13 protein-coding genes are annotated in these 13,283 nt (G+C 43.7%); 9 read left to right on the top strand and 4 right to left on the bottom strand.

The window, feature by feature from the left end:
- Positions 1-50: 50 nt before the first annotated feature.
- The gene (locus ACE4RR_RS02760) at positions 51-1,526 is read right to left on the bottom strand and encodes an aminotransferase class I/II-fold pyridoxal phosphate-dependent enzyme (protein WP_375533864.1); all 1,476 of its coding nucleotides are present in this window, start codon (positions 1,524-1,526) and stop codon (positions 51-53) included.
- A gap of 232 nt (positions 1,527-1,758) precedes the next feature.
- On the opposite strand from ACE4RR_RS02760, the gene ACE4RR_RS02755 reads away from it, so the two are divergent.
- Both ACE4RR_RS02755 and ACE4RR_RS02750 read left to right on the top strand, forming a co-directional pair.
- The gene (locus tag ACE4RR_RS02755) at positions 1,759-2,718 is read left to right on the top strand and encodes an NAD(P)H-dependent flavin oxidoreductase (protein WP_375533863.1); all 960 of its coding nucleotides are present in this window, start codon (positions 1,759-1,761) and stop codon (positions 2,716-2,718) included.
- Positions 2,719-2,730: 12 nt separating this feature from the next.
- Positions 2,731-3,009, top strand: a complete 279-nt coding sequence (locus tag ACE4RR_RS02750) for a UPF0223 family protein (protein WP_375533862.1) — start codon at positions 2,731-2,733, stop codon at positions 3,007-3,009.
- Positions 3,010-3,169: 160 nt separating this feature from the next.
- Here ACE4RR_RS02750 and ACE4RR_RS02745 read toward each other — a convergent pair whose 3' ends face one another.
- Entirely contained in the window at positions 3,170-3,805 is a 636-nt protein-coding gene (locus ACE4RR_RS02745; RefSeq protein WP_375533861.1) for a YktB family protein, read from the bottom strand.
- Between the two features lie 272 nt (positions 3,806-4,077).
- Between ACE4RR_RS02745 and ACE4RR_RS02740 the strand changes: the two genes are divergently transcribed.
- A complete protein-coding gene (locus tag ACE4RR_RS02740) occupies positions 4,078-4,266 on the top strand; it encodes a hypothetical protein (RefSeq protein ID WP_375533860.1) in 189 nt (62 codons plus the stop codon).
- A 344-nt stretch (positions 4,267-4,610) separates the two neighbouring features.
- Positions 4,611-6,092 carry a phospholipase D family protein gene (locus ACE4RR_RS02735; protein ID WP_375533859.1) on the top strand — a complete coding sequence of 494 codons (1,482 nt, stop codon included), beginning with the start codon at positions 4,611-4,613 and terminating at the stop codon, positions 6,090-6,092.
- Positions 6,093-6,195: 103 nt separating this feature from the next.
- Here the strand turns inward: ACE4RR_RS02735 and ACE4RR_RS02730 are convergent, their stop codons facing one another.
- The gene (locus ACE4RR_RS02730; protein ID WP_375533858.1) at positions 6,196-7,062 is read right to left on the bottom strand and encodes a protein-glutamine gamma-glutamyltransferase; all 867 of its coding nucleotides are present in this window, start codon (positions 7,060-7,062) and stop codon (positions 6,196-6,198) included.
- A 250-nt stretch (positions 7,063-7,312) separates the two neighbouring features.
- Between ACE4RR_RS02730 and ACE4RR_RS02725 the strand changes: the two genes are divergently transcribed.
- Positions 7,313-8,122 carry an inositol monophosphatase family protein gene (locus tag ACE4RR_RS02725; protein WP_375533857.1) on the top strand — a complete coding sequence of 270 codons (810 nt, stop codon included), beginning with the start codon at positions 7,313-7,315 and terminating at the stop codon, positions 8,120-8,122.
- Positions 8,123-8,164: 42 nt separating this feature from the next.
- Here ACE4RR_RS02725 and ACE4RR_RS02720 read toward each other — a convergent pair whose 3' ends face one another.
- Positions 8,165-8,344 carry a DUF5325 family protein gene (locus ACE4RR_RS02720; protein WP_375533856.1) on the bottom strand — a complete coding sequence of 60 codons (180 nt, stop codon included), beginning with the start codon at positions 8,342-8,344 and terminating at the stop codon, positions 8,165-8,167.
- A gap of 156 nt (positions 8,345-8,500) precedes the next feature.
- Here ACE4RR_RS02720 and typA point away from each other — a divergent pair, with 156 nt between their 5' ends.
- The 4 genes from typA (at position 8,501) to ACE4RR_RS02700 (ending at position 13,173) form a co-directional block, all read left to right on the top strand.
- On the top strand, positions 8,501-10,360 hold the full coding sequence (gene typA, locus ACE4RR_RS02715; RefSeq protein WP_375533855.1) for a translational GTPase TypA: 1,860 nt from the start codon (positions 8,501-8,503) through the stop codon (positions 10,358-10,360).
- Between the two features lie 27 nt (positions 10,361-10,387).
- A complete protein-coding gene (locus ACE4RR_RS02710; protein ID WP_375533854.1) occupies positions 10,388-10,756 on the top strand; it encodes a YlaH-like family protein in 369 nt (122 codons plus the stop codon).
- Positions 10,757-11,126: 370 nt separating this feature from the next.
- Complete coding sequence (locus ACE4RR_RS02705) at positions 11,127-12,362, top strand: acyl-CoA dehydrogenase family protein (protein WP_375533853.1); 1,236 nt, start codon at positions 11,127-11,129, stop codon at positions 12,360-12,362.
- Positions 12,363-12,396: 34 nt separating this feature from the next.
- Positions 12,397-13,173 carry an SDR family oxidoreductase gene (locus tag ACE4RR_RS02700; protein ID WP_375533852.1) on the top strand — a complete coding sequence of 259 codons (777 nt, stop codon included), beginning with the start codon at positions 12,397-12,399 and terminating at the stop codon, positions 13,171-13,173.
- Positions 13,174-13,283: the final 110 nt, after the last annotated feature.

The following is a 13,283-nucleotide window of genomic DNA, read 5'->3' as shown; positions in this document are numbered from 1 at the left end:
ATGAAATATTCTGCAAAGTTCAGCCCTGCTGTGTGAACACTCAGCAGAATTCATCGAATTGGTGTGTGTTCCTTGATTACTTTTATATATTGAAGTGTAGGGTCTTCCGGGCCTTGGACGGGGAGACCGGCCAGAATATTTTCAGTAATATAATTGAGATTCTCTTCAGTAATGATTTCACCAGGAAGCAGCACCGGAATCCCTGGCGGATATATCATGATAAATTCAGCAATTATCCGTCCAGCGGAATGACCGTAAGGAATCGTTTCCGTTGGAGCGTAAAAGGCGTCACGTGGTGATACAGAAAGAACTGGAATATCTGGAAGTGAGATAGCATGTGCCTTAACACTGGAGAAGGCAGCTCTTTTTTCTAAAGAAAGCTCTTGGAGTGCTTCTATTAAATAGCTGGTTTCATTATTTGTATCACCAAATGAAATAATGCAGAGAATGTTATACAAATCCGATAATTCTACTTCAATATTATAATGAGTACGGAGCCACTTTTCAGCTTCGTAGCCGGTAATGCCCAGTTGATACACAGAAATTATAAGTTTTGTAGGATCAACTGCATAGACTGCTTTACCATCGAGCATTTCCTCACCGGGACAGTGACATCCATCAATTTCATTAATAAGGATGCGCGTCTCCTCCGCTAGCAGCGAAGTTCTGGCAAGCAGGTCTGGACCTCTTGTTGCCAGATGCTTTCTTGCTGTGTCGAGGGAAGCAAGCAGCAAATATGAAGTGGATGTCGTCGTCAGCATACTCATGACCGCCTGAACGTGAGAAGCGCGGATGAGCCCTTCTTTTACATTTAATACAGAGCTTTGAGTTAAAGAACCACCAAGCTTATGGACACTTGTTGCTGCAAGGTCCGCACCAGCCTGCATGGCTGAGAGTGGAAAGTCTTTATGAAAGTGGATGTGTACGCCGTGTGCCTCGTCGACAAGTACAGGTATGTTTCTTTTATGAGAAACCCGTACAATTTCTTTTAAATCAGCCGCTACGCCAAAGTATGTCGGATTAATCACGAGCAGAGCCTTGGCATCAGGGTGCTGGTGCATAGCACGTTCTGCTGCCTCCGGTGTAATACCGTGTGAAATGCCAAGCTCATGATCAAGTTCAGGATAAATGAACACGGGAGAAGCACCAGCAAAAATAATTGCAGACATTATGGATTTGTGGACATTGCGTGGGACTAAGATTTTATCACCGGGCGCACATACAGACATAATCATCGTCATGATAGCTCCGCTCGTGCCCTGTACGGAGAAAAAAGTATAATCTGCACCAAATGCTTCCGCTGCGAGTTTTTGGGCTTGGTCTATCACGCCGGCAGGATGGTGCAGGTCATCAAGCGGTTCAATATTAATAAGGTCAATAGACAAAGCATTTTCCCCAATGAAGGAGCGGAATTCTTCATTCATCCCTTTTCCACTTTTATGACCGGGGATATGGAAAGGAACTGGTTTAGCAGCCGCATGCCTCTTTAACGCATCAAATAAAGGAGCATCCCATTGAGTAAGCAAAAGCAAACACCTCACACACTAAATTGAATTATGTAAACCAATTGTGGGAAAATTGGAGGGGCCTGGCCCCCACCCACCCGCACAATAAAAACAAACTTGAGTATAACAGATTTTTTCTGTTTTTGCTTCGGGGAACAGGGATAACTCAGTTTTATTTCGAAGTAAAAAGGTTATGGAGATATATAGTCTGTTAGTGCTTACAAAAGCAGCTGTTTAAGGAGGCAGAATGGAAATGAAAATGAACACACGAGTAACAGAGCTATTACATATTAAATACCCCATTATTCAAGGAGGACTTGCTTATCTTGCTTATTCTGATTTAGCTGCTGCCGTATCTAATGCCGGTGGTCTCGGTCAAATCACAGCCATGTCTCTGCCGGATGAGGATGCATTAAAGAAAGAAATAAGGCTCGTCAAAGAAAAAACCGACAAGCCGTTCGGAGTCAACTTTGCAATTGGCAAGCACGGCCGCCCATTTGAGCATATGGTGGAAGCAGCACTTGAAGAAGGAGTAGAGGTCATATCGATGACTGGAGGTAACCCGGCACCGATTATCGATATGCTGAAAGGAACAAACGTCAAGAAGCTCGTACTTGTTGCCGCCCGCCGTCAGGCTGAAAAAGCAGCTGAGCTGGGAGCGGATGCGGTGATGGTAGTCGGCCAGGAAGGAGGAGGTCATCTCGGGCGTGATGACATCGGAACAATGGTGCTGATTCCACAGGTTGTTGATTCCGTTGATATTCCTGTGATTGCTTCAGGTGGGATCGGTGACGGTAAAGCCATGATGGCGGCATTGGCTCTCGGTGCAGAAGGGATTGAAATGGGAACAAGATTTATCGCCACGAAGGAATGTATACATGCACATAGTATTTATAAACAAGCTCTGCTCGAAGGGTCCGAAAATGATACGGTGATTATTAAGCGATCAATCGGAGCGCCGGCAAGAGCAATCAGCAATAGCTGGACCGATAAAATCCTCGAGGTGGAATCAAAAACACCTGAATATGAAAAACTAAAACAATATATTAGTGGAGAAGCGAATAAATCCTATATATACGAAGGGGATCATTCAAAAGGATTCGGTTGGGCAGGGCAGGTAATGGGCAGAATAAAAGACTGTCCGCGTGTCGAAGAGTTGTTTGAACGAATGATGAACGAAGCTGAAAATGTGAAGTCGCGATGGTGTGAATAGGAGGGATATATTATGGAAGAAAATCTTCAAATGCCCATATCTATGGATTGGAGTACCGATGAAATAACTGATGTTGTAAATTTTTATCAAACGATTGAAATGGCACATAACAAGGCTGTTGCCCGGGAGGACATTCTTGCACTTTACAATCGATTCAAAGAAATTGTGCCATCAAAAAGTGAGGAAAAACAATGGTGCAGACAATTCGATGATAAGGCAGGCGTTTCCTGCTGGAAGACAGTTCAAAAAGCGAGAAAGGCAGAACCGGGAGAAAAAATAAGAATGGAATAGGAAGATCAGCTCAGCAGTGGGCTGATCTTTTCATTTTATTCAGGCAAAAAGGAGGGCAGCATAAATATCGTAAGATAATTCACGAAATTGTTCTTTCTATAAGACAAGCAGCATACAATGAAAAACAACCCGGGCAGTAAAGCTCCAGGCTGGCCTTTATCTAAGCTTTCAGCGAAAGTCTATACAACGGAATCAGCTTTTCAAATGTTTTCTTTGCTTCGAGTAAAAATGCTTCACCGTCTTGAAGAAGCGGATCATCATGCATTATATGACGCCCAATCAAAAATTCACCTTTTTTAACATCCCTGAAACGTTCAAGCACCTCAACGAGATCCTCACCTTGCGTATCCTTCAAAGTATAAGCATTCTTATTCATATGATCCGGCGAAATCACAAACTTCTTAGGGAGTCTTTCGATTTTATTCCGATTCTCAAGAAAGCTCTTAGCAATTTCTGATTTATGCGGCAGTTCGTAAATAAATGCAAGCCACAAAAACACATGATCATCAAATAGGCCAACTTGAAAATGAGGGTGTTTTTTATAGCCTCGTTTATCATCGGCAATACCAAGCCATGTGTCATTTGGTGGATTTTTCGAACGGCGTGCATGCTGGGCAATGTGTAAATGCATTTCTTTACGCAGCTTCATGGAAAGCTCTTCGGTTAAGTAGTCGCCTATTTCTTGAAATTTAGGCTGAATTCTTTCGCGGATCGCATCCATTCGATCCTCCAGTCCGTCGATCTGAAATGTTTCAAAGTCTTTTTGTGAAAATCCTGGAAATCCTTGGAAAGCCAAGCGAAAAGCCCCTTTCATCATTATAAAAAATTATTGTAATAATCTAGTTTTATGATATCCTTCTCCTGCTATTAAAATCAAACAATTGTGTTTATAGGCTTGAGACTAGTCTTAAGCGGATATAAATTTATAAATTAAAGTATCTGTTGCAAACACCACATCATATGATATAATATCAGAAACATAAAAATCTGAATATTTCGCAATTGGCACTTCTTTCCTCCAGCAACTTGTTGACCCAGGACATGTAGACTAAAAAAGGGGTGGGTGGCATGGAACAAGTAATTCAGACGTTTAAAAGAAGAGATGCAGAAGAACGTATTCCGGTGCTTCGGTTGGAAATTGACTATGAACTTGTCAGTCTGCACGATGCAATGCTTGAAGAAAACCTTAAACTGATGAATCAGTGTAAAGAGCGTCTTGAAGCATTAAGGCAAGAATTAGTTAGACTCGAAGTGTAAGAGATATAAATAGATTAAATATATTTTTCTTTGATAGGAAAAGGTTGGGCAGCTGCTACGCAGCTCCCGGCCTTTTTTTGGCTATAAAAAATTTGAATTGGCTGCAGGAATAAATGATGCAGATCCCTATAACTCTTTATGAGTCCAGGAACAATTAAAAGTGAAGCACTTCACAAAAAACGCATTAATCTATCATATGGCATACGTATTGGTGCAGATGTCATGATATGGTAGGGTAAGATTAATTTCAGAAATATCCAATTTAATAATTGTGGAAGGTAACCGATGGTACAACGCGGAGAAGTTGTAGAATTTCTAATGAGAGAAACTTGGAGGAAGTGCTTATGAATAGTGACTTGATAACGAAAATGACACCGGATAAAAAACCGATTCTGCGTCGGCCCGGCCCATATCTTCTTGCAGCAGTTCTAGTGGTTCTTTCAGTTTCCGTGTACCACTATGTGAAGCCATTGCCGCCAGGGATTTCATATGAAGGCGATGTTCATGAGGCGGATGGGCTGGAGTTTATTTATGATGTAACCTATGAAGCAGAAAACGGCAGTGCCCTGCAGGAGCAGGAAATATTTGAACGGTTGTTTCAAATGATTGAAGACGCGGAGGAGTTCATTTTTCTTGATATGTTTCTATTCAATGATGACTATGACCGATCGATGGAATTCCCGGCCTTATCAAAGCAGTTATCTGATATCTTAATTGAAAAAAAACAGCAGAATCCCGAAATGGAAATTATATTTCTTACCGATCCAATAAATACGTTTTATGGAACATATCTACCCGATCATTTAAAAGAACTCGAAGAAAATGACATTCATCTCTTTATGACAAATCTCTCTGAGCTGAGGGATTCGAATCCTCTGTATTCAGGCATCCACCGAACTTTTCTTCAGTGGTTCGGCACGTCAGAGAAAGGGTGGCTTCCAAATGTGTTTAGTCTGGATGCACCGGATGTAAATATCCGCTCGTATCTAAGTATGTTTCATTTTAAAGCAAATCATCGAAAAACCGTTCTTACAGAAAACGAAGGGATGGTTACTTCAGCAAACCCACATGACGCAAGTGCACATCATTCAAATATCGCCGTGACTTTCCAAGGTGGAATACTTGAGGACCTGCTTGCATCTGAAAAAGCAGCAGCGATCATGTCGGGTGCCGATAAAGAACTATTTGATGACTTTGCTGTCTCGCCGTCAGAGAAGTCAGATCGAAACGAAGAAAACGAACAGGTGCAGCTCCTTACGGAAAAGAAAATTAAAAATCATGTACTTGAGGAAATTACCACTGCAGAAGCCGGAGATGAACTGAAACTGGGAATGTTTTATTTGTCAGATCGGGACATAATTCAGGAATTATTAGGAGCAGCGGAAAGAGAAGTCTCCATTAAGATCGTATTAGATGTAAATAAGGATGCCTTCGGCAGTGAAAAAAATGGTATTCCCAATCGACCTGTTGCCGGTGAACTGATCGAAGAATCTGGAGGAGGCATTGATATTCGCTGGTATGAAACGGATGGTGAACAATTTCATTCGAAATTTTTCATTTCTAAGCGAGGCGAAGAAATGACGTTTATCGGAGGCTCTTCTAATTTTACGAAGAGAAACCTTCATAATTTTAACCTCGAAACGAATGTCAGGGTAAGCGGTCACAACAGCTCACCATTTTTGCAGGAAACGGAGGCTTATTTCAATAGAATTTGGAACAATGAAAATGGGACATATACTGCAGAGTACAAGGAATATGAAGACAATGCCTACCTTAAAAAGTGGTTATACCGCTTTCAGGAGTGGAGCGGCTTATCAACCTTTTAGCGGGCAGGCAATAAAAATAGAATTTATTAAACGGGCTTCACTTTTAGTTTTGCATTGCTGTAATTACCTATTGATTGCTTGAAGACCCTGAGCCTCCCTCCCGTTAAAAACGGGGAGGGAAGGGATGGGGCCGCTGGTATGTCGTATGCATATATTTAATGTAGCGGTCAAAATCAATAGAGCATTCATCGTGCTCGATGATAACGTACTGGAATTTCCGTGCTGCATCAGCTCTCATCATCATGATGCGTGCGAGATGCTTGAAATTCGGAAAGGTCACCTGTGTGGTTACATAAGCGGATATTGTAGAACCTGGATTACGCCTCTGGTTTAATTCATTTATCATCTCCCTCGCTGATTTCATGCCAATCCCGTGTCCATAATACATTCCATCCTCGAGGACAATAGCATTTTCTCCTCTCCATTGCGGAGTACTCCAGTTAAAATCAGGGTTATTAAAATAAACAACATCACCAGGGATATGAAAAGTGGAATTTCTCGCTTGTATGCCAAGATCTGAATCAAAATGCCAGCTGTACAAATAAAGATCCGGGAAAATTTGATTAAACTTACGATCACCAAGCAGCTTTAATACGGCATCATAATAAATTATGACCATAGCCGTAGCACACTCAAAACCGTACTGAGAACTGTTCATAAAGATATCCCTAATGGCATCCGCAGGCAGAACACCGCGCTGCAGCCGAAAAACACCTGTCGTAGATACATTCCAGTAGCGGGGGTTGCCTCTTGATTGAATGAATACTTCAAAATCTGCATCACTATCGTGCAGAGCTCTGGCACTAAGAATAATCTGACGGCGCAGTTCCACTTCAAATATTAATTCATCCATGCTTCGGTAGGCATGAACATCAGAGTCTTCCATAAGCCTCTGCAAAATAATTGCTTCAGTGCTTCCGCCGGGAAACAGGTCATTTTGGGTATACGGCCTTCCTGCCACTCGAATCATATTTCATCCCTCATTTCGAGCCTTCTTACTCAGCATATTTGCAATCCTCTGGATTTATGAGCATTTCCCAGTAATTTCATGAAGGGACAAAATTATTAAGAAAGGTTATTTTAGTCCTTCACAAAAGCCGTCAATAACTTTCTATGATAAAAATATTACAGGCTTATCATTGAAAAAACTGTCAAGAAGTGTTTTTTAAACCAGCCTATGCGATAATGGACGGATAGACAGACACAGCAGGAGTGGTTCGATGAGTGAAAATTGGGAAGAGGTACAGGACACAGCGGCAGGTTGGATGAATGAAGCGGGAAAAATGCTGAGGCAGTCCCTGCACGAATCACTGAAGATAGATACGAAATCTAATCCGAATGATCTGGTTACGGAAATGGATTTTAAAATAGAAAGGTTCTTGACAGAAAATATTGAAAAAACATATCCGCATCACAAAGTTATGGGCGAAGAGGAAGCAGGAGCGGACATTGAGTCGACTGACGGAGTTTTATGGATAATTGACCCGATCGACGGAACTACTAATTTCGTCCACCAGAAATATAATTTCGCCATATCAGTTGCCGTTGTTCAAGACGGCATCGGCAAAGTCGGTTTAATTTATAATGTCATGCAGGATGAATGGTTTATGGCGCAGGAAGGAAAAGGCGCTTATTTAAATGGAGAAAGACTTCCGCAGGTTACTGAGGTGGATCTGTCGGAAGCAGTCATTGGCTTAAACGGAAGGTGGCTTGCCAGGGAAAAGCGGGACGGAGAACAGTCATTGCACACCATGGTTAGAAAATCCCGGAGTGTCCGTAATTTCGGGTCCGCTGCTATTGAACTGGCCTATCTTGCCTGCGGCCGTCTTGACAGCTATATCAGCTTTCGGCTGGCACCGTGGGATTACGCAGCTGGACTTGTTCTCTTAAAAGAGGTGGGAGCGGTCGTTACGAACTTCAATGAAAAAGAACCGTCAATGCTGAAAAAAGATACCATTTTGGCAGCGCGTCCGAAACTTCATAAGCAGCTGCTTCATTATGTACACAACCATGAAGGCTTTGAAAAATAAGTAAAAACACATGCGCTCCCGTCTGGAAGAGCATGTGTTTTTTTATTGACCGGACGCCTGCCGGCTCCGGAGCTTGCGTGCTCCAGCAAATGCCGCATACATTCCGATAAGGCTCAGTGCGGTGATCAGCCAGGAGCGTTCAGCTATGGCAACACCGATTGCTGAAATGCAAAGGGTGGCTAGGACAGCTATTAATAGATATAGTACTTTTTCACGGTTCATGGATTCACCTGCCAGTGAAGATTAATTCCTCGTATTTAAGTGTACAATGAATAGGAAGAAATGAAAAGTGTTCGAAAAAGTGTGTAAAGTATTCATATGTGATATACTTGGTTAGTTGAGGAAGTGCACGTAAAGGATAGGAGAGATTAAGAAAGAATGAAATTAAGAACAGATTTAAGAAACATTGCGATCATTGCCCACGTTGACCACGGGAAAACGACACTAGTGGATGAGCTTTTGAAGCAGTCCGGCACCTTCCGGGAAAACGAACAGGTGGATGAACGCGCGATGGACAGCAATGACATTGAACGTGAGCGCGGTATTACAATTTTAGCAAAGAACACCGCGGTACGCTATGAGGATAAACGTATCAACATCATGGATACTCCGGGTCACGCCGATTTTGGAGGAGAAGTAGAACGGATCTTAAAAATGGTAGACGGTGTCCTGCTTGTTGTGGATGCGTACGAGGGATGCATGCCGCAGACCAGATTTGTGTTGAAAAAAGCGCTGGAACAGAAGCTGACACCTCTTGTAGTAGTTAATAAAATTGACAGAGACATGGCAAGACCGGAGGAAGTGGTCGATGAAGTGCTCGATTTGTTTATCGAGCTTGGTGCAGACGAGGATCAGCTTGATTTTCCAGTTGTATATGCCTCTGCCATTAACGGTACAGCAAGCAGAAATCCGGAAAAACAGGATGACAACATGAATGTGCTGTTTGAAATGATTGTAAATAATGTACCTGCCCCAGTGGATAACAGTGATGATCCTTTCCAATTTCAAGTAACGATGCTTGATTACAATGATTACCTTGGACGGATTGGGGTAGGCCGTGTTTTTCGCGGAACGTTGAAAACTGGAGATCAGGCAACACTCATTAAACGGGACGGCAGCACGAAAAACTTTAGAGTAACGAAGCTGTTCGGGTTTATGGGTTTAAAACGAATGGAAATTGATAAAGCAGAAGCTGGTGATTTAATTGCGATTGCCGGAATAGAGGATATTAATGTTGGGGAAACCATCTGTCCGACTGAACATCAGGAGGCGCTTCCGCCTCTTCGTATAGATGAACCAACACTGCAAATGACATTTCTAGTAAATAACAGTCCATTTGCAGGCCGGGAAGGAGATAAAGTGACAAGCCGCAAGCTGGAAGAGCGGCTCCTTACTCAGCTGGAGACAGATGTAAGTCTTCGTGTAGAGCAGACAAATTCACCTGACGTTTGGACTGTGTCCGGACGCGGTGAGCTCCATTTATCAATTTTAATTGAAAATATGCGCCGGGAAGGCTATGAGCTGCAGGTATCCAAACCGGAAGTAATCATTAAAGAAATAGACGGTGTCGTTTCTGAGCCTGTCGAACGAGTGCAGGTCGATGTTCCGGAGGATTACACCGGCAACATCATGGAATCACTCGGGGAACGTAAAGGCGAAATGCTCGATATGGTGAACAAAGGTGATGGTCAGGTGCGTATGGACTTTATGGTTCCTTCACGTGGGCTGATAGGGTATTCAACTGAGTTTATGGCACAGACAAAGGGCTACGGGATTCTCAACCATACCTTTGACGGTTATAAGCCCGCTCATGCCGGGCAGGTTGGAGGACGCCGGCAGGGAGTGCTCGTTTCCATGGAAGCAGGAAAAACCACACCTTATGGTATGATGCAGGTAGAAGACCGAGGCACCTTATTTGTTGAGCCGGGGACAGAAATCTACGCTGGAATGATTGTCGGCGAGCATACACGTGACAATGATTTGACAGTCAATATTGTAAAAGCAAAACAACAGACAAATGTCCGCTCTGCCACAAAAGACAGCACGGTAACGATGAAGAGGCCGCGCCTCTTGACACTCGAAGAAGCTCTCGAATATTTAAATGATGACGAGTATTGTGAAGTCACTCCGGAATCAATCAGGCTCCGTAAAAAAATTCTCGACAAGAGCACAAGAGAACGGGAAGAAAAACGGGCGAAGCTGGCGAAGAAAAATGCAGAAGCTTCACCTACGACGTAAATGTTAATATAATGAGGTGAACGGATCATGGTGATCGCAGCCGCAAATGTGAATGACCTTGATATCAGCCGCGACCAATTAAGCTGGGCGGCAGGTCTACTGCAGGTGCATAACTACCCTACTACTGGTATGTTTCTGCTGTATGCAGCGGTCGTCATTATGTGCGTTGTCGTATTTAATCTCGGCTTCGCGCGGAAACTTCCGCTTTTAAAAAATGTGATAGTGTATACTGCCTTGTTGATTGGAGCTATTCCACTAACTATTTTCGCTGTCGGTATGGCTGTCGTAGAATCACTAATTGCTGCAGGAATTGTACTGCTTATATATAAAGTTCGGCTTCGAAAGCATAAACGAGAGCAGCGCGAAGCCGACCAGCAGGAAACCATGCAGGGATAAAACATGAAAGAGGCTGTATCAAAAGCCCTTAAAAAATACCATGGACGCCATCCCTGCAGATGGTGACCATGGTATTTTTTTAAGAATAAGAAAGCATTTGTTGATTTCATCCCTGCAGGCGGACGCTTTCCGAGGGGCTTGTCTTCAACTAATTCAGCCTCAGCGAAGCTTCGTCATAATGGATTTTCAGACTTCGCTGACCCCAACGGGAGTCGCCGCCTTCCGTTTATAGAACGCAGAATCCATTGAATTTTCAGAAAAGGTAAGATATAGTAATGGCAATGCCAGCTTTTTTCATTGATTGAAGGGAGCTGGTCTCTTTTCTTACCAACATACCGACCGGTTAGTATTTACTATTTGGAGGGATTAGATGGACTTTTCTTATTCTGCAAAGGTGCAGGATCTGCGTGATAAGCTTTCAACATTCATGACTGATCATATTTATCCAAATGAAATTCTTTACAAGCAGCAGCTTAATCGAAGCCTGGACAGTTTTGCCAACATTCCTGAAGTTATGGAAGATTTGAAAGAAAAAGCGAAGACTGCTGAACTTTGGAACCTATTCTTGCCTGACAGCGAACGCGGCAGAGGATTGACCAACCTAGAATACGCACCGCTCTGTGAAATTATGGGGCGCTCCTCGATCGCGCCGGAGGTATTTAACTGTAATGCTCCGGACACCGGAAACATGGAGGTGCTGGAAAGGTACGGAACGGAGCAGCAGAAACATAAATGGCTCACTCCTTTATTAGAAGGGAGCATACGATCTGCTTTTTGCATGACAGAACCGGCGGTTGCTTCTTCGGATGCTGCTAATATTGAATCTTCCATACAAAAGGATGGAAATGAATACGTTCTGAACGGCCGCAAATGGTGGTCGTCAGGGGCAGGAGACCCTCGCTGTGAAATACTTATTTTTATGGGCAAAACGGATCCAGAGGCAGTACGGCACAGGCAGCAGTCAATGATTTTAGTTCCAATGAATACTGCAGGTGTGAAAGTAGAGCGGATGCTTCCGGTATTTGGCTATGATGATGCACCGCATGGGCATGCAGAAATTACATTTACTAATGTCAGAGTGCCAAAGGAAAATATACTCCTGGGAGAAGGGCGAGGCTTTGAAATTGCCCAGGGGCGGCTCGGGCCAGGCAGAATTCATCACTGTATGAGAACCATCGGCGCCGCTGAGCGAGCCTTGGAAATCCTGTGTGAACGTGTGGAAGAAAGGACGGCATTCGCTAAGAAACTTTCGAGTCAGGGTGTGATCCGGGAATGGATCGCTGATTCTAGAATCGAGATTGAACAGGCTCGGCTTCTCGTGTTAAAAGCTGCAGATAGGATGGACAAAGCAGGTAATAAAGAAGCACGCAAAGAAATTGCCATGATAAAGGTTGTGGCTCCGAGCATGGCATTAAAGGTAATTGACCGTGCAATTCAAGCTCTGGGGGCGGCGGGAGTAAGTGAAGATTTCCCTCTTGCAGCAAGCTATGCGGCAATCCGGACCCTAAGACTTGCAGACGGCCCAGATGAAGTGCACCGCCGGGCCGTAGCAAAACTTGAGCTGCGTAATCAGGCAGCTTTAAGAGAAGCAGAGCTGTATCAATAAATTGAGGACTTTAACATTTCAAAAGGAGGAAAAAATGAGTATTTTTCAGAAACTTTTCAGTTTAGAAGGAAAGACAGCGATTGTGACAGGGGGAGGCCGTGGATTAGGCAGACAAATAGCTCAGGCATATTCTGAAGCTGGGGCAAACGTAGTGATTTGTTCTCGGAAAGTCCAGGCCTGTGAGGAAGCGGCAGAAGAAATAGCTGAAAAAGGGGGAAACGTTCTTGCGCTTCCGTGTGACGTGACCGATGAAGAACAGGTCCACCGGGTAGTGAAGGAAACACTGGAAGCTTTTCAAAGCATCGATATTCTCGTAAACAACAGCGGGTCTTCCTGGGGGGCACCAGCACTTGAAATGCCGCTGGAAGCCTGGCAGAAGGTGATGAACGTAAATGTTACTGGCGCTTTTCTCATGGCGAAGGCTGCTGGAAAGCATATGGTCGATCAAAAATCAGGGAAAATTATTAATATTACGTCTGTGGCTGGTTTGAATGGAGCGGATCCTCGATTTCTCGATGCGGTGGGATATAATACGAGCAAAGGCGCCATTGTTACACTGACAAAAGATCTCGCTGCAAAATGGGGACCGGATAATGTGCATGTTAATGCCATAGCCCCTGGATTTTTCCCGACTAAAATGTCAGAAGGTGTACTGGAAATGGGAGGGGATATGATCATCGACCGTACCCCTCTTCGACGCTTTGGAGGGGAGGAGGATATGATGGGTGCAGCTTTGTTTCTGGCATCTGCAGCATCCGATTACGTGACCGGTGAAATTTTGGCAGTGGACGGTGGTATGAATGCTTTATAGATATTGATTTTCGAGGAGGAATTCCTGCAATGAATCGTCCATGGAGAAAGCAATATCCTGGTAGAAATCCCGAATGTACAGATAACTGGGTTTCAAGATTAGAATTAGCG

It is taken from the genome of Alteribacillus sp. HJP-4 (assembly GCF_042139015.1).
In the GTDB taxonomy this organism is placed as follows: domain Bacteria; phylum Bacillota; class Bacilli; order Bacillales; family Marinococcaceae; genus JBHIKY01.
The sequence above is the reverse complement of the archived record's forward strand: the minus strand, read 5'-3'. Positions and strand labels throughout refer to the sequence as shown.